The organism is Pseudomonas sp. WS 5027 (assembly GCF_012985695.1).
In the GTDB taxonomy this organism is placed as follows: domain Bacteria; phylum Pseudomonadota; class Gammaproteobacteria; order Pseudomonadales; family Pseudomonadaceae; genus Aquipseudomonas; species Aquipseudomonas hygromyciniae.
In genome coordinates, this window is record NZ_JAAQWU010000003.1 from 198,349 (window position 1) to 215,787 (window position 17,439).

At 62.5% G+C, this 17,439-nt stretch carries 13 protein-coding genes and 2 tRNA genes; 9 read left to right on the plus strand and 6 right to left on the minus strand.

Annotated elements, in window-relative coordinates; genetic code table 11:
* Positions 1–43 precede the first annotated feature (43 nt).
* Positions 44–1,852 carry a di-heme-cytochrome C peroxidase gene (locus HBO09_RS05935; protein WP_169994201.1) on the plus strand — a complete coding sequence of 603 codons (1,809 nt, stop codon included), beginning with the start codon at positions 44–46 and terminating at the stop codon, positions 1,850–1,852.
* 29 nt (positions 1,853–1,881) lie between these two features.
* A complete protein-coding gene (locus tag HBO09_RS05940; RefSeq protein WP_169994203.1) occupies positions 1,882–3,015 on the plus strand; it encodes a catalase family protein in 1,134 nt (377 codons plus the stop codon).
* Between the two features lie 59 nt (positions 3,016–3,074).
* Here the strand turns inward: HBO09_RS05940 and HBO09_RS05945 are convergent, their stop codons facing one another.
* The 4 genes from HBO09_RS05945 to HBO09_RS05960 are packed head-to-tail and all read right to left on the minus strand — an operon-like array spanning position 3,075 to position 7,908.
* Positions 3,075–4,034 carry a LysR substrate-binding domain-containing protein gene (locus tag HBO09_RS05945; RefSeq protein WP_169994206.1) on the minus strand — a complete coding sequence of 320 codons (960 nt, stop codon included), beginning with the start codon at positions 4,032–4,034 and terminating at the stop codon, positions 3,075–3,077.
* A 50-nt stretch (positions 4,035–4,084) separates the two neighbouring features.
* A complete protein-coding gene (locus HBO09_RS05950; RefSeq protein WP_169994209.1) occupies positions 4,085–6,094 on the minus strand; it encodes a CocE/NonD family hydrolase in 2,010 nt (669 codons plus the stop codon).
* 27 nt (positions 6,095–6,121) lie between these two features.
* On the minus strand, positions 6,122–7,705 hold the full coding sequence (locus HBO09_RS05955) for a BCCT family transporter (protein WP_169994211.1): 1,584 nt from the start codon (positions 7,703–7,705) through the stop codon (positions 6,122–6,124).
* Between the two features lie 50 nt (positions 7,706–7,755).
* On the minus strand, positions 7,756–7,908 hold the full coding sequence (locus HBO09_RS05960; RefSeq protein ID WP_169994214.1) for a hypothetical protein: 153 nt from the start codon (positions 7,906–7,908) through the stop codon (positions 7,756–7,758).
* A gap of 422 nt (positions 7,909–8,330) precedes the next feature.
* Between HBO09_RS05960 and kdpF the strand changes: the two genes are divergently transcribed.
* The 6 genes from kdpF to HBO09_RS05990 all read left to right on the plus strand — a co-directional run bounded on the left by kdpF (position 8,331) and on the right by HBO09_RS05990 (position 16,460).
* Positions 8,331–8,429: a K(+)-transporting ATPase subunit F gene (kdpF, locus tag HBO09_RS05965; RefSeq protein WP_076964610.1), complete on the plus strand. Its 99-nt coding sequence runs from the start codon at positions 8,331–8,333 to the stop codon at positions 8,427–8,429.
* Positions 8,430–8,536: 107 nt separating this feature from the next.
* Positions 8,537–10,243, plus strand: a complete 1,707-nt coding sequence (gene kdpA / locus HBO09_RS05970; RefSeq protein WP_104911897.1) for a potassium-transporting ATPase subunit KdpA — start codon at positions 8,537–8,539, stop codon at positions 10,241–10,243.
* Between the two features lie 10 nt (positions 10,244–10,253).
* Complete coding sequence (gene kdpC, locus HBO09_RS05975; RefSeq protein WP_169994217.1) at positions 10,254–10,907, plus strand: K(+)-transporting ATPase subunit C; 654 nt, start codon at positions 10,254–10,256, stop codon at positions 10,905–10,907.
* Positions 10,908–10,919: 12 nt separating this feature from the next.
* A complete protein-coding gene (kdpB, locus tag HBO09_RS05980) occupies positions 10,920–12,989 on the plus strand; it encodes a potassium-transporting ATPase subunit KdpB (protein ID WP_169994220.1) in 2,070 nt (689 codons plus the stop codon).
* A 130-nt stretch (positions 12,990–13,119) separates the two neighbouring features.
* Positions 13,120–15,771, plus strand: coding sequence for a sensor histidine kinase KdpD (locus tag HBO09_RS05985; protein WP_169994222.1), 2,652 nt, complete (start codon positions 13,120–13,122; stop codon positions 15,769–15,771).
* Positions 15,768–16,460, plus strand: coding sequence for a response regulator (locus HBO09_RS05990; RefSeq protein ID WP_169994225.1), 693 nt, complete (start codon positions 15,768–15,770; stop codon positions 16,458–16,460). The genes HBO09_RS05985 and HBO09_RS05990 overlap by 4 nt, the downstream gene beginning before the upstream one ends.
* An 87-nt stretch (positions 16,461–16,547) precedes the next feature.
* Here the strand turns inward: HBO09_RS05990 and HBO09_RS05995 are convergent.
* Positions 16,548–16,624, minus strand: a tRNA-Asp gene (locus HBO09_RS05995).
* Positions 16,625–16,642: 18 nt separating this feature from the next.
* Positions 16,643–16,718 (minus strand) — tRNA-Val (locus tag HBO09_RS06000).
* Positions 16,719–16,919: 201 nt separating this feature from the next.
* On the opposite strand from HBO09_RS06000, the gene HBO09_RS06005 reads away from it, so the two are divergent.
* Positions 16,920–17,438: a sigma-70 family RNA polymerase sigma factor gene (locus HBO09_RS06005; RefSeq protein ID WP_169994229.1), complete on the plus strand. Its 519-nt coding sequence runs from the start codon at positions 16,920–16,922 to the stop codon at positions 17,436–17,438.
* The last annotated feature ends 1 nt before the right edge of the window (position 17,439 follow it).

Consider the following 17,439-nt stretch of genomic DNA (forward strand, 5'->3'; position numbering starts at 1 on the left):
CTCGGTGGCATAAGGACACAACCACTCGACAAGGATAGTTATCTTGCGCATTTTTTCCCGTGTTTTAGTCCTGATCCTGTCACTTCTGGGACTGGGGCTGGCCGTAGTGCTCTATTACGTGGTCAACCCGAAGCTACCGGATTACGTGCCGGTACAGCAGGTGCACTATCAGGACCAATGGAGCGCCGCCGACCGCCAGCTCTACTACTTCACCCCCCAGGGCACCCAGGTCAAGGGCCTGCGCTATAACTGGTTCACCGCGTTGGAGCTGCCGTTTTCCGAGCAGCGTTTTGCCGAGCCGGCCAACCTGGCGCGCTTCGGTTTCCTGGTAGACCCGCGGCAACAGGCCACACCCCAGAACCCCGGCAACCTGCCCGTAGGGTTCGCCCGGCACAAGAATGCCGGCAGCAACGATGAGTTTCTCGATATCACCTGCGCCGCCTGCCACACCGGCGAGTTGCACTTCAATGGCCAGGCCCTGCGCATCGACGGCGGCTCTGCGCAACATGTGCTGCCCTCCAGCGTGCCGACCCTGCGCGGTGGCAGCTTTGGCCAGGCCCTGGTAGCCAGCCTCGCGTCCACTTATTACAACCCGTTGAAGTTCCGCCGCTTCGCCCACAGCGTGCTGGGGGATCAATACGACGCCCAGTACGATCAACTGCGCCAGGACTTCAAGAAGTCCCTGGACACCTTCCTCAAGGTGGCCTGGAACGATACCCATCGCGGCCTCTACCCCACCGAAGAAGGCCCGGGGCGCACCGATGCGTTTGGCCGCATCGCCAATGCCAGCTTTGGCGATGCCATTTCGCCGGACAACTACCGTATCGCCAACGCACCAGTGGACTACCCACAGTTGTGGGACATGTGGACCTTCGACTGGGTGCAATGGAACGGCTCGGCCCAACAACCCATGGCGCGCAATATCGGCGAGGCCCTGGGCGTAGGCGCGACCCTGGCGTTCTTCGACAGTGCCGGCCAGCCTCTGCAGGGCGATGCGCGCTACCCTTCCAGCGTGCGCGTGCGTGACCTGAACCTGATCGAAGAAACCCTGCAACGACTCAAGCCGCCGACCTGGCCTGAAGCACTGTTCGGCGCCATCGACAAACCCCTGGCCGCCCGTGGCCGCGCGCTGTTCGCGGAAAACTGCGCGGCCTGCCATGTGCCCAGCGTGAACGAAGTCAACGGGCGCCCGGTGCAGCAATTGAAGATGCTGGCGGTGGACTACATTGGTACCGACCCTGGCACCGCCAGCAACATTGCCGACCAGCGCTACGACCTCAGCGCCCTGCAATGGGACCCGGCCGAGCTGGCGCGGTTGAATGTCGAACTGCACCCGACGCCGACCGAACCGCTGGACCTGCGTAGCCTGTCCGTGGCTAAGGGCCTGGCCTATGTCACCGCATTTGTCGAAGAGCATGCCTACCGCGCCGCCGGTATCACCCCGGCCGAACGCCCGCGCCTGGACGGCTTCGGCCTACCTATCGGCGTGCGCGAACTGCGTGCCTACAAGGCCCGCCCGCTGGCCGGCGTGTGGGCCACGCCGCCGTTCCTGCACAACGGTTCGGTGCCGACGCTCTACCAGTTGCTTTCACCCCAGTACGAGCGCAGCCGCACCTTCTATAAAGGCACCTTCGACTACAACCCCCGTCACCTGGGCTATCGCACCGAGGCCTTTAAAAACGCGTTCCTGTTCGATACGAGCATCACCGGCAACCACAACAGCGGCCACGAGTTCCGCGCAGGCAAGCGTGGCAACGGGGTGATTGGCCGGGGCCTGGAGCCTGAGGAGCGCTGGGCGCTGCTGGAATACCTGAAAGTACTGGGCGGCCCGCTGGAGCAGCAACTGCCATGAATTCCCCCTTTCGATACAAGGACCGTTCCATGCTCGCTCGACTGTGGCTGCGCCTCGGCGCGTTTCTCGGCAAGACGCTGTTGTGGCTGGTAGGCCTGGGCCTGCTCGGCTGGTTGTTGTCGACCCTATGGTTTGCTTGGCACCACAGCGGCCCGGTGCCTACCGAAGAGCAGATACCGCCAGGCGAAGCGGCCATGACCCAAGGCATCATTCAGACGGCAGTGCGCATCGTCGACCAGCATCGCGAAGGCACCCGTTACCTGCGCGATGCCCATGCCAAGGCCCATGGCTGCGTGAAGGCCGAAGTCAGCGTGCTGCCGGACCTTGAGCCGGCGCTGCGTCAGGGCGTGTTCGCCGAACCGGGCAAGACCTGGCAGGCGATGATGCGCCTGTCCAACGGCAACGCTTATCCACAGTTCGACAGCATCCGCGACGCTCGCGGCATGGCGATCAAGCTGCTGGACGTGCCGGGCAAGCAACTGCTGGCCGATCAGCAGGCGCGCACCGAGCAGGACTTTGTGATGTTCAGCCACCCGAACTTCTTCGTCAGCGACGTGGCCGAATACGCGCAGAACGTCGGGGCCCAGGCCGACGGCAAAAAAGCCATGGCGTTTTTCCCCAGCTTCGACCCTCGCAGTTGGCAGGTGCGGCATCTGTTTATCGCCCTGGCCACCCTCGCACCGGCACCGGCCAGCCCGACCGAGGCGACGTACTTTTCGGTATCGCCCTACAAGTTCGGCAGCGCAAATGCCAAATTCCGCGTCGCCCCAGACCCGCAAAGCTGCCCGGAGTACAGTTTGCCCAAGCAGAACCAGGACTTGCCGAACTTCTTGCGCAGCGCTTTGAGCCAGCAACTGTCCACCGACCGCATCGACGCGTGTTTCGTGCTGCAGATCCAGCGCCAGAACCCACAAAAGTACATGCCCATCGAAGACACCAGCATTGAATGGAAGGAAAGCGACGCGCCCTACGAGAGCGTGGCAAAAATCCGCATTCCGGCGCAGGACTTTGATACCAAGGCCTTGAACCTGGCCTGTGACAACCAGTCGTTCAACCCATGGTTTGGTGTGGAAGAACACCGGCCGATTGGTGGGATCAATCGGTTGCGCAAGGCGGTGTATGAGGCTGTGAGTGATTATCGGCATAGCCGCAACACCCCCTGACTCACTCCTGGAGCTGGCTTGCCAGCGATGACGTCAGCAAGACCGCATCAGGGTGTCAGTCACCCAGCGTTATCGTTAACGACCATCGCGGGCAAGCCCGCTCCCACGGTGCTCGTCAGCAGCCAGTGCTGAAAGCTGCGCACCGCAGCGGGCGGGTTGCGGTGTTGCGGTTGCATCAGTTGCAGGCGGCCACGACTGTGCATGTGATGGGGCAAGGCCAGTTGCAGGCGTCCGGCCGCCAGCTCGCCTTCGAGCAAACACTTCCAGCCCAGGGCCACGCCATGTCCCATCACTGCCGATTGCATCAGCAACTGATAGCTGTTGGTGCGCAAGGCGTGACGGGGCGTGTGGTAGTGCGCGCCGATATCGGCGAACCAGTCGGTCCAGGTCAGCCAGTCGTGATAGTGGTCTTCGACAATCAACAGGGTATGGCTGTGTAGCAGGTGTTGGGCATCGCGTATCGCGCCATGACGCTCTATGTAGCCGGGGCTGCACACGGCGATGACCTGCTCACTGGCAAACACCGGGGTGAGTTCCAGGCCAAGGGGCGCGGGCAACTCGTCAAGGTGATAGAACAGGCCCAGATCATATTCGCTTACATCCAGATGACTCGGGCTTTCACTGCACAAGATGCGGATATCCAACTCCGGGTGTTCACGCTGGAAGGCCGGCAGCAGCGCGGCGAGCCAGATGGAACTGATGGTCGGCGTGCTGGCCAGGGTCAGTTGGCGATCGGCGCCGCGCCGGCGCAGTTCCGCAGACTCACGGTCCAGTTCGCGCAGCAGGCGCTGGATGGTGCGAAAGTAGCGCACGCCGGCCGGGGTCAAACTCAATCCCAGCGCCAACCGATAAAACAGTGGTCGCGCCAGATCTTCCTCCAGGCGTTTGATCTGCCGGCTCACCGCGCTTTGGGTCAGGTTCAGTTCGTGGGCCGCCTGGGTAAAGCTCAAATGACGGGCGGCCGCTTCAAACGTCTGCAAACAATTGAGCGGTGGAAGATCGACGTTTCGGCGCGACATGCAAGGGTCCGTGGCTGATCAGGTGGGCAAACATCCTGCCATTTGCCCACTCACAACGCGACCCGCTCGACACGTTTGCGCCAGGTTCTGTCATGCACCTGCACCCCGTTTTCCTGTGCCTGCTGCTGCGCCTCGATATAAAACCATTGGGCGTCGGCGTGCACATGCAGGCGGCTATCGACCGTCACCGACCACTGCCCGCGCTCGACGCGGTAGTGCCAGTGGATATCGGCCTGGGTCGACAACGGATCCCAGGGCAAGGTGCGATAGTGCTCGGTGCAGCGCTGATCCACCGCCAAGCCATGCTCGGTAAAGCGCACGGCGCCCAGGTCGTCCTCGATTTTTACGCAGACTTCGCCACTGCCCACGTCCTCGATCAAGGTGCGTTTCGGCGCAGCCGCCCGCAGCACTTGCAGCGCGGCCGGGGTAGCCGCTTGTGGGGCCTCGAAGGGGCATGGCACGGCCGCGCCGCTGAAGATCGGCAATTGCACACGTTGCAGGGCAGGCAGCACAGTCAGGGTGGTCAGCTCACGGCTGGGCCACAGCAACGGGAAACTTGCGGTACTCAGGGCCAGCCGCAGGCGGTGGCCGGCCGGCACCCGCGTGCCGACATGGTCCAGGCACAGTTGCACATCCATCGGCTCGCCCGGCACGGGTGGCGTCAGACGAGAGAAATCTTCACGTAGGGCAAGGTTGAGAACGCCGTAGGTGATCTGCGTGACTTGGCCATCCGGCGCCACGGCATTCAGCCGCGCCACCAGTTGCCCGCAGGCGGTATCGCTGGCCAAACGCAACTGCAAGCGCACATCCCCCAGCAGCGCCAGGGGCTCGGTCAGTGGCTGGGAGTCGAAGCACAGCGACTGCGCATCGTCGCGACGCTGATCGGTCGGGCCATCGGGGCCAAACCAGATGGCGCAGTACTCGCCCTGGTGCAGGCCGGTGGTGAGTGGCGAACAGATACTGCGCGGGCGGCCCAGCGCCTGCTGGCCGGGGCTCAGCCCCTGGTCGTTCAGGCTGTAGTCGGTCCATTGCACCTGGGCATCAGGCCAGCCCGCAGTCTGCACCCAGATACCTGGGCGTTCGGCATAACTGCCCTTGGGTGCCAACACATCCTGTAGGTAAAAGGTGCAGGCTGCGTCGTCCATCACTCCGTTATCCACGCCTTTGAGCCAGTGGTCCCACCAGCGCTTGGCCTCCTGCAGGAACCCGATGGCCGGGTTGGGCACGGCGAAATGCGGGTACTTGTGGATCCACGGGCCGATCATGGCTTTCTTCGGCCCCGGCAGGTTTTCCATCAGGCGCGGCACCGCATTCTTGTAGGCATCGCCCCAACCGCCTACGGCGTACACCGCCGCCTTGATCGCCGAGTAATCCTCGCAGACCGAACCGTGACGCCAGTAGGCATCGCGGGTCTGGTGTTGCAACCAGGTCTCGGCCAGCAGCGGCATGGCGTCCAGGCGTTGCTGCCACTGGGTTCTCCATGCATCACCGACCAGCAGCGGGTCCGGCACCGCCGCGCTGAAGTTGAGCATGGTCGCGGCCCAGCCGAAGTTCTCCAGCAGCAGGTTGCCGCCCTTGTAATGGATGTCATCGGCAAAGCGGTCATCGGTGGAGCACAGGGTGATGATCGCCTTCAGCGCCTCGGGCTGGCGCGCCGCGACTTGCAGGCTGTTGAAGCCGCCCCAGGAGATGCCCATCATTCCCAGGTTGCCGTCGCACCAGGGTTGTTGGCACAGCCAGGCGATCACTTCGAGGGCGTCATCCTGCTCCTGCAACAGGTACTCATCGGCCATCAAGCCCTGGGATTCACCGTTGCCACGCATATCGACCCGCACACAGACATAGCCCTGCCCCGCCATCCACGGATGGGTCAACGCATCGCGCACCGCCGTGCCATCGCGCTTGCGATAGGGCAGGTATTCGAGGATCGCCGGGAAGGCCTGTTCGCCGGGGGTTTCAGGCAACCAGATACGGGCTGCCAGTTGCGTGCCGTCGCTCATGGGGATCAGGCAGTGTTCGATTTCCCGAACCTTGTAGGCAAATTCGGTGACGATTTCCATGGGTAACTCCAACAAGATAGAGGCAAGTCAGCGGGCAAAATCCGCCATCGGGCTGGCACCACGCGGGCCAGGGGCGAGGTGTACTGCAGGGGCTTTTACGTCCAGCAACGCGGGGTTCTTCAACCAGTAGATCAACGAGGTGCTGGCCAGCAGTACCAGGATCATTCCCGGCAGGCCGCCGAGGTTGGAGAGCATCTTCACCCCGTCGATACCGACAAAGGCCACCATGACCCAGGACACCGTGCCGATGATCACGCCCCAGACAATCTTCAGCAGCGGGTTGCCATCCAGGTCCGAATCGGCGGTGACGCCCTTGCTGCACAGGTTGGCGATCACGTCGGTGCTGGAGTCGGCGGCGGTGACGAATGAGATAAATGCGACAAACAGCAAAAACGCGATCATCAGGCCGCTGGCCGGCAACTGCTGGAACATCTGGTACAGCACATGCTCCACGCCTTGCTCGTTGAGCACGCGGTTCAAGCTGCCGTCGCCAAGGGCATCGAAGTACAGGCTGCTGCCGGAGAAGATGCAGATCCACAGCGCGGTGAACAGCGCCGGGTACAGCATGTTGATATGGATAAATTCGCGCACCGTATAGCCCCGGCCGATCTTGCCGAGGAACAGCGCACTCACCGGGGCCCAGGCGAACCATACCGACCAGTAGAACACCGTCCAGCTCTGCGGCCAGCTGTCGCCACTGGCGGCACCGGTGGACAGGCTGCGGCTGAAGAAGGTGTCGAGGTAGACCCCCAGGGACTCGACGCCCAGGCTGAAGATGTACAGGGTTGGCCCACACAACAATACAAACGCGCCCAGGGCCAACATGATCCAGGTATTGAACGACGACAGCATGACGATGCCGCGTTGCAAGCCGCTGGCGGCCGAGGCGACAAAGGTGAAGACGATCACCGCGATGATCAGGGCCAGGCGCAAGGGCGTGGTCTCACCGCCGATGTACTGGCTCAAGCCACCGGCCAAGGTCAGTGCACCGGTGCCCAGGGACGAGGCCATGCCGGCCACCAGGGCGAACATCGCCAGGGTGTCGATCAACCCGGCATACCGCTTGACTCGCTGGGCGCCGAGCAAGGGTTGCAACATGGCGCCAATCGAGAAATGGCTGCGCAGGTTGTAGAACATCAAGGCAAAGACCAAGGACGGCACCAGGTAAATCGCGTAGGGCGTGATCGTCCAGTGCAGGAACATTGTCGACAGGGCAAAGCTCTTGGCTGCCGCGCTGCCTGCTTCGATCGGCAGGCTGCTGGGCGGCGAATACAGGTGGTAGAGCGGCTCGGCGGTGGTCCAGAACAACACTCCCACCGCCAGGGTGGTGCAGAGCGCGACCATGAACCAACGCCATTTACTCAACAGAGGCGTGGCGCCCTCCCCACCAATGCGCACCTTGCCCAGGGGCGAAAAATACACAATGGCCGTAAGCCCCACCATGGCGAAAGAGCCGGCACTGAACAGCCAGGAAAAATTCTGCAGGATCACCGTATTAAGCTGTTTGCTTACGGCCAGAAATGCCTTGAGGTCAAGGTAGCTGGCGATTACCGCCGCCAGCAGAATCAAAAAGGTTGGCCAGAAGACCAAAGGACGCAATGGGTATTTCATCTCGTGCGCTTCCCCAGACAGACTATTTTTATTGCCTTTGCAGGCCATTGTTAGAAAGCAGGCACCGTGGCCGCCCACCTTGAAGTCTTCGCGTGGGTATAGATAAACGTGGGCGCCGGTTGCGGTGCAATCGACCAATAGGCATAGGGGTATTCCGTCAGGTCATGGCTGATCAGAAGCGGCGTGGGGCGTAAAGAGTTCATATAAATCGTCTATTCGCCATAACGTTTACGTCGCCTCTATTGAGCAACTAAGTGCAAACACTCTACCGTCACTTCCTACCCCAACACCCGTAGGAAATCATCGTGGAAAGTTCAACTTTAGGCATGATCGTCCTGTCAATGATTGCGCTCTTCGGTACTGCCGCGTTTTGCTTCGAACACCTCGCTACCCGCAGCGAGAAGAAAAATAAAACTAAATAAGCAGGTCGTTAACATCAGCAACACCCCAGTGTTTAAAGGGATACCCGGGCGGCGGGCTATCCCTTTTTTTCGTGCGCCCGGCAGAATTTTTTCTATATACCGTCTTAATACCGCTGCGCGTAATCAGTGCCTGAGCTTGATACCCCAGGGATTAACCTCCCCGCGTCCGCAGTTGCGGCTTATTCACTCAGGGGAGTTACACCGTGCTCACACTTACGTTCATTTATATCGCCAGCGGCTTATGCGCCGTGGGGCTGTTCGTTTACTTGGGCTACGCCCTTATTCGCGCAGAAAAATTCTAGGGAGCTGGCCATGTACGACCTGATGTTTATCAGTCTTTCCCTGGTGTTTTTTGTTGCGACTGCCATGGCCATTGTCGCCATGGGCAAGATTTGAACGGAGCCACGACATGTTAAGCACGCTGCTGGAATTTACGCTGGTCCTGGGGGTAATGACGGGACTCGCCGTACTGATGGGCAAATGGCTGGCCCGGGTATTCACCGGGACCCACCATGCCTTGCCGGAACGTTATACCTACCGCCTGCTGGGCATCGACCCACAGGAAACCATGGGCTGGGCCCGCTTCGGTTCGGCGCTGTTGTTGTCGAACGCGGCGATGATGCTGCTGGGCTATCTGGTGCTGCGCCTGCAAGCGGTCATGCCGCTCAACCCGCTGGGGCTGACCGCACAATCGCCGGACCTGGCATTCAACACCGCCGTGTCCTTTATCACCAACACCAACTGGCAGGCGTACTCGGGCGAGAGCAGCCTGTCGAACTTCAGCCAAATGGCGGTCATTACCTTTCTGATGTTCGTCGGTGCCACCTCTGGCGTGGTCGCGGCGGCCGGTTTCATTCGGGGCCTGAGCCGCTCCAGTTCGGGCGATATCGGCAACTTCTGGGTCGACTTCACTCGCACGCTGTACCGCGTGATGTTGCCGTTATGCGTAGGCATGGCCCTGGTTTATGTCTGGCAGGGCATGCCACAGACCTTCGCCTCCCAGGCCCTGGTCACCACCCTGGAAGGGGCCCAGCAACAGTTGATTGTTGGCGCAGTGGCCAGCTTTGAGTCGATCAAGCACATCGGCACCAACGGCGGCGGTTTCTTCAGCATGAACGCCGCGCACCCGTTCGAAAACCCGACGCCGCTGACCAACATCCTGCACATCCTCAGCATGTTGCTGATCCCTTCGGCGTTGACCTACACCTTCGGCAGCATGCTGTTGCAACGTCGTCAGGGCTGGGTGTTTTTCGGCACCTTTCTGGTGATGTTCATCGGCTTCCTCGCCCTGGTCTACGGCGCCGAGCAAAGCGGCAACCCGCTGCTGACCCAGGCCGGCGCCAACCAGACCCTGTCGATTGAACACAGCGGCGGCAACATGGAAGGCAAGGAACTGCGCTTCGGCATTGCCGACAGCAGCCTGTTCGTCGCCACCACCACGGCGGCAACCACCGGCTCGGTCAACACCATGCACGACTCGCTGACCCCCATGGGCGGCTTCGTGCCCCTGGCGCAGATGATGCTCAACTGCGTGTTCGGCGGCGACGGCGTGGGCTTTATCAACCTGATCCAGTACGCCCTGCTGACGGTGTTCCTGGTGGGCATGATGATTGGTCGCAGCCCGGAGTTCCTCGGCAAGAAAATCGAAGCGCGGGAGATCAAGCTGGTGATGCTCTCGGTGCTCGCGCACCCCATCAGCATCCTGGGCTTCACCGCCCTCGCCGCCCTGTGGCCCGACACCATGGCCAGCCTCAACAACATCGGCCCCCATGGATTCAGCGAGGTGTTGTACGCCTACACCTCTGGCACCGCCAACAACGGCTCGGCCTTTGCCGGCTTGAACGCCAACACGCCGTTTTTCAACACCACCATTGGCCTGGCGATGTTGATCGGGCGCTTCTTCACCATGCTGCCGATGCTGGCCGTGGCCGGCTCCCTGGCGATGAAAAAGACCGTACCGGCCGGTGCCGGCACCATCCCCACCGCGACCCCGCTGTTCATGCTGCTGGTGGTGTTCGTGGTGCTGGTGGTCGGCGGCCTGACCTTTTTGCCAGCGCTTGCGCTCGGCCCGCTGGTGGAGCAACTGCAGTTGCTGTCCGGCCAGACGTACAACTGAGGACACCTAGATGACGACTCAATCGATATTCAAAGGGCTGTTGCGCCCGGTACTGGTTTCGGCGGTGTTTTTCATGCTGCTGACGGGGTTCGCCTACCCGGCGTTCACCACCGTGACCGCGCAGTTGATGTTCCCGTTCCAGGCCCGCGGCTCGCTGATTGAGCGCGATGGCCTGGCCATGGGCTCGACCCTGATTGGCCAGCACTTCACTCGGCCGCAATACTTCCATGGCCGTCCAAGCATGACCCTGGGCGCCGATCCGCAAGACCCAAGCAAAAGCGTGTCGCAGCCCTACAACGCCGGTTCCAGCGGCGCCAGCAACCTGGGGCCGACCAGCCAGAAACTGGTGGACCAGGTGGCCGCACGCGTGCAGGCCTATCGCCTGGCCAACGGCCTGCCCGCCGACGCCCAAGTGCCGGTGGACGCGGTCACCGCTTCCGCCTCGGGCCTCGACCCGCACATCTCAGTGGCCAATGCGCGCCTGCAACTGCCACGGGTCGCGCGCCTGCGGCAGATCCCCGAAGCCGAGCTGCTGCAACTGGTCAACCAGCACACCAGCGCACGCACTCTGGGCCTGCTCGGCGAGCCACGGGTCAACGTGTTGCAACTCAACCTTGCGCTGGACGACCGCCTGCCATCGCCTCCTATTGCGGCCAGTGAGTAAGAGATTGCCCTTATGAAGAATGCTCGTTTACCTCTGTTTGATCGCGCCATCGTACTCACCGCGTGCGGCGATGCACTGAAGAAACTGCTGCCCCAGGCGCAATGGAAAAACCCGGTGATGTTCGTGGTTTACCTGGGCAGCATCCTTACCACCCTGCTGTGGTTCCAGTCCCTCGGCGGCCAGGGTGAAGCGCCCAGCGGTTTTATCCTCAGCATCACCTTGTGGCTGTGGTTTACCGTGCTGTTTGCCAACTTCGCCGAAGCCTTGGCCGAGGGTCGCAGCCGCGCCCAGGCCGCCAGCCTGCGCGGGATGAAACGCCAGACGCTGGCCAAGCTGCTGCAACATCCCAAGCACGGTGCGCCATGGCTGCCGACCGAAGCGTCGCTGCTGCGCAAGGATCAGGTGGTGTTGATCGAGGCCGGTGACCTGGTGCCACTCGATGGCATCGTGATCGAGGGCGTAGCGTCGGTGGATGAAAGCGCAATCACCGGCGAATCGGCGCCAGTGATTCGCGAGTCCGGTGGCGATTTTTCCTCGGTCACCGGCGGCACACGCGTGCTGTCGGACTGGCTGGTGGTGCGCATCAGCGTTAATCCCGGGGAGTCGTTTCTGGACCGCATGATCTCAATGGTCGAATCGGCCAAGCGCCAGAAAACCCCGAACGAAGTGGCCCTGACCATCCTGCTGGTGGGCCTGACTCTGTTGTTCCTGCTGGTGATCGCCACGCTGAGCCCCTACTCGATCTTCGCCGTGGTCATGAGCGGCAGCGGTAGCGTGGTCAGCGCCACGGTACTGGTGGCTTTGCTGGTGTGCCTGATCCCCACCACCATCGGCGGCCTGCTCTCGGCCATCGGCGTGGCGGGCATGAGCCGGATGATGTCGGCCAATGTCATCGCCACCTCCGGGCGGGCGGTCGAGGCGGCGGGTGACGTCGATGTGTTGCTGCTGGACAAGACCGGCACCATCACCTTGGGCAACCGTCAGGCCAGCAGCTTTTTGCCGGCGCCGGGGATCAAAGAGGCCGACTTGGCGGATGCCGCGCAATTGGCCTCCCTGGCCGATGAAACCCCGGAAGGCCGCAGCATCGTGGTGCTGGCCAAGCAGAAGTTCGACATTCGCGCGCGGGACATCAACCAACTGGGCGCAAGCTTTGTGCACTTCACCGCGCAAACCCGCATGAGCGGCGTCGACCTGCCGGCAGGCCGGGCGATTCGCAAGGGTGCAGCGGACGCGATTCGCCGCCATGTCGAGGCCTTGGGCGGGAGTTTTCCGGCGGCGTTGCAGGCCAAGGTCGATGAGGTCTCGCGGCGTGGAAGTACGCCGCTAGTCGTCAGCGACGGCGCTACGGCGCTGGGTGTGGTGGAGCTCAAGGACGTGGTCAAAGGCGGCATCAAGGAACGCTTCGCCGAGCTGCGGCGCATGGGCATCAAGACCGTGATGATCACCGGCGACAACCGCCTGACCGCCGCCGCCATTGCGGTGGAGGCCGGCGTGGATGACTTCCTTGCCGAGGCCCGCCCGGAAGACAAACTGCAATTGATCCGCGACTACCAGGCCAAGGGCAAGCTCGTGGCCATGACCGGCGATGGCACCAACGACGCGCCGGCGCTGGCCCAGGCCGACGTGGCGGTGGCGATGAACAGCGGCACCCAGGCTGCCAAGGAGGCCGGCAATATGGTCGACCTCGACAGCAACCCGACCAAGCTGATCGAAGTGGTCGAGGTGGGCAAACAGATGCTGATGACCCGCGGCGCCCTCACCACCTTCAGCGTGGCCAATGACGTGGCCAAGTACTTTGCAATCATCCCGGCGGCGTTTGTCGCGACCTATCCCCAGCTCGGTGCCTTGAACGTGATGCAACTGAGCAGCCCCAACTCGGCGATTCTCAGCGCGGTGATTTTCAACGCCCTGATCATTGTCGCGCTGATCCCCCTGGCCCTGCGCGGCGTGACTTACCGCGCAATCGGCGCGGCGGCCCTGCTCAACCGCAACCTGCTGATCTATGGCCTGGGCGGAGTGCTGGTGCCGTTTGCCGGGATCAAGCTGATCGACATGCTGCTGACGGGATTGGGCCTCGTGTAACGCTCCACCCACTGTAGGAGCGAGCTTGCTCGCGAAGGGCGTTAACGAAAACGCGAAAAACCTGACACCCAGCGGCGCCATCAGGTTTTTCGCGAGCACGCTCGCTCCTACAGACAACCAGAGGAATGACATGCCCGCCTTAAACGACGAACGCCCCGACCCCGACGCTCTGCTGGCTCGGGTCCAACAAGAAGAACAGGCCGCCTTGCGCGGCAAATTGCGTATCTACTTTGGCTCCAACGCCGGTGTGGGCAAGACCTGCGCGATGCTTGCAGCGGCGCGCCGCGAAGCCGGCCTGGGCCGCGACGTGCTGGCCGGCGTGGTGGAAACCCACGGCCGCCAGGACACCGCCGAGTTGCTCCACGGCCTCGAACAACTGCCCCGCGCCCAGCACCTGCACCGTGAATTCGCCCTGACCGAATTTGACCTCGACGCCGCGCTGCTACGCCACCCGGCCATCGTGCTGGTGGACGAACTGGCCCACAGCAATGTGCCCGGCTCGCGTCACCCCAAACGCTGGCAAGACGTGGAAGAACTGCTCAGCGCCGGCATCGATGTCTGGACCACGCTCAATGTCCAGCACCTGGAAAGCCTGAATGACCTGGTCAGCGGGATCATCGGCATCCGCGTGCGCGAAACGGTGCCGGACCATGTGTTCGACGACGCTCACGAAGTGGTGGTGATCGACCTGCCGCCCGACGATCTACTGCAACGCCTCAAGGACGGCAAGGTGTACCTGGGCCCAGCGGCGGCGCGTGCGTCACGGCATTTTTTCCGCAAGGGCAACCTGCTGGCGCTGCGTGAGCTGGCCCTGCGACGCACGGCCGACCGGGTCGACACGCAGATGCGTGTGTACCGCCGCGAACAATCGATCAAGACCCTGTGGCCGGCCCGCGAACGGCTGTTGGTCGGCGTAGCCGGTGAGGCCGGCGATGAACGCCTGGTGCGTGAAGCAGCGCGCCTGGCGCAAAAACTGGAAGCCGACTGGATTGTGGTCCATGTCGCCTCGGCCCAAGGGCGCGGCGCCAGGCGCTACTTGAACGCGATGAAAACCCTGGCCCTGGCCGAAGAGTTCGGTGCCGATACGGCCACACTGCCGGGGATGGACGTTGCCCAAGCCCTGGTGGACTGTGCCCGCGAGCACAACGCCAATCGCCTGATGCTCGGCCATCATCCGCGCCGTCGGTGGCGGTTCTGGCATCAGTCGGTCAGTGACCGGATCAGTCGCCACCATCCGCAAATCGATCAGATCGTGATTGCCCACGGCCTGCTACCGGGCAAACCCGCCGCGCGCGAAAAAACCGTGCCATTGCCCGGCACTCGACTGGCCTACGTCTGGACCAGCCTGGCCTGTCTGGCCACCAGCGCCGTCGCCGCCCTGCTGCTGCAGGTGTTCGACCTGGCCAACGTGGTGATGCTGTTTTTGCTCACGGTGGTGCTGGTCGCGCTGCGCTTTGGACGCGGCCCCGGCGTGTGGGCGGCGATGCTCGCGGTGCTGTGTTTCGACTTCTTTTTCGTCCTGCCGCGCTATTCATTCGCCGTTACCGATACTCAGTATTTCTTCACCTTTGCGTTGATGCTCGGCATTGCGCTGATCACCGGCCAACTCACCGCGCGCCTGCGCCACGAAGCACGCACCGCCGCCGCACGGGAACGCCGCGCAACCTCCCTGGCGCGCCTGGCCCGCGACCTGTCGGCGGCGCTGACGGTGGAGCAAATCAGTGAAGTCGCACTGCGCACCTTCAGTGGCGTCTTCGAAGCACGGGTCGGCCTGGCCCTGCCGGATGCCGCCGATGGCGTACACGGCGTGAGCGCCGATGGGCTGCCGATCGACGACAGCATCGCGCAATGGACCTACGACCACGGCCAACCCGCCGGCCATGGCACCGACACCCTGTCGGCGGCCAAGGGCTGCTACTTGCCGCTCAAGGCGCCGATGCGCGTGCGCGGTGTGCTGGTGCTGGAACTGGCACAGCGCGAACGCTTGAACGACCCGCAGGAACGCCGCCTGCTGGAAGCCTGCATGAGCCAGTTGGCGATTGCCTTGGAGCGCGTGCATTTCGTCGAAGTGGCGCAAAGCACCCTGGTGCAGATGGAAGGCGAGAAAATGCGCAACACCCTGCTCGCAGCGATTTCCCACGACCTGCGCACGCCATTGACCACCCTGATCGGCGCTGCCGAGACCGCCCTGCCCCATGCCTCGCCAGGACCACTGAGCGAGTTGCTGCAGGGCATCCACGAACAGGCTACGTCCATGCAGCGCCTGATCGAAAACCTGTTGGACATGGCGCGCCTGCAAGAGCGCGGGGTGCGCCTGAACCGCCAATGGCATTCGCTGGAAGAAATCGTCGGCAGCGCCCTGCGCCAATTGCGCGAGCCCCTGGCGCAACACCGCGTACACACCGCGCTCGACGCGCAGTTGCCGCTGGTGGAAGTCGACGCGCTGCTGATCGAGCGGGTACTGGTCAACCTGCTGGACAACGCCGCCAAATACACCCCCCCGGGCACCAGCATCTGCGTGGCCGCCAGCCAGGCCGGCGAGCACATTGTGCTGCAGGTCAGCGACACCGGCCCCGGTCACGCGCCGGCCAACCTGTTTGAACCCTTCACCCGCGGCCAGCAGGAATCGTCCGTGGCCGGCATCGGCCTGGGCCTGGCGCTGGTCAAGCGCATCGTCGAGGCCCACGGCGGGCGTATCCAAGCCAACCCTGGCCACACGGGCGGTATGCATTTCACCATCACACTACCGGCAGGCACCCCGCCGGCCATGGAAACCTTATGAGCACTGCACGCATTCTGATCGTTGAAGACGAGGCCAATATCCGCCGCTTTGTGCGTATTGCCCTGCAAGATGAAGGCTTTCAGGTATTCGAGGCCGACAGCGTCAAGCGTGCGCTGATTCATGCCGCCAGCCGTCAGCCGGACCTGGTGATTGTCGACCTCGGCTTGCCGGACAGCGATGGCAAGCAACTGATCAGCGAACTGCGCGGCTGGCTGGCGGTGCCGATCCTGGTGCTGTCGGCGCGAGACCGTGAAGAAGAAAAAGTCGCCGCCCTGGACGCAGGCGCCGATGACTACCTGACCAAGCCGTTTGGCGTGCCCGAGTTGCTCGCACGCATCCGCGCCCAACTGCGCCGGCATGGGCACACCGGCACCGTGGTGGCGACCAGTAAGGTGGCGTTTGGCGAGATTGCCGTCGACCTGGCAACCCATCAAGTGTGGCGCTCAGGACAACCGGTGCACTTGACGCCCATCGAGTACCGCTTGCTCTGCGCGATGATTCGCGGCCAGAACCGGGTACTGACGCACCGGCAACTGCTGCTGGAAGTGTGGGGCCTGGATTACGTCGACCGCGCCCATTATCTACGGGTGCATATGGCGCACTTGCGGCAAAAACTGGAGGTGGACCCCACGCAGCCGCAGTACTTCATTACCGAATTGCAGGTGGGTTACCGGCTGGTGGGGCTGTAGAACAGCAAATCCCAGGCACAAAAAAGCCCGCTCAATGAGCGGGCTTTGCGTGGTGACCTGGCGTTCAGCGTTCCAGGTTACCGAATATGGCGCAGCGGACGGGACTCGAACCCGCGACCCCCGGCGTGACAGGCCGGTATTCTAACCGACTGAACTACCGCTGCGCGTAGCATTGGACGTAATGGTGGGTGATGACGGGATCGAACCGCCGACCCTCTGCTTGTAAGGCAGATGCTCTCCCAGCTGAGCTAATCACCCTTTACGTTCGGTGCGGGGCGCATCATATACGAAAATTTCGCAATGTGTTGATTTAAATGCAATTTATTTGAAATATCTTTTCGCCGGCAGCGTACCCCCTGGAAAACCGGCGCTTGTAGCGGGTAAACGCGAGTCCATTGCGTTTACCCAGCCCTGGGCCCACAATTAGAAACTATTCTCAATAACACCTGGGCCACGCCTATGTCTGTGGGTGAACCGCCATTCCAACGGGAAATAACCCAGCTCTACAGCGAACATCATGGCTGGCTACTCACCTGGCTGCGGCGCAAGCTGGGCTGCCGGCAAAACGCTGCCGACCTGGCACAGGACACATTCACGCGCATCCTCAACACCCGTGAATCGGTGGCGACGATCCGCGAACCCAGGGCCTACTTGAGCACCACCGCGCGGCGGCTGATCATCGACCAGGCCCGGCGCAAACAGATTGAACAGGCCTATCTGCAAGAACTGGCGCTGACGGTGGACGCGCTTGAGGGGTTCCAGTCGCCGGAGCAGATCAACACGACCCTTGAAGCCCTGGAACAGATCGCGTTTATTCTCGAAGGCATGCATGAGTATTCGCGCCAGGCCTTTGTGCTCTATTACCTTGAAGAACTGACCCAACAGCAGATCGCCCGGCAACTCAAGCTCTCGGAGCGCACGGTACGCAAATATCTGATCCAGGCCCTGGTGCATTGCGGCCATAGTATGGACACCTGAG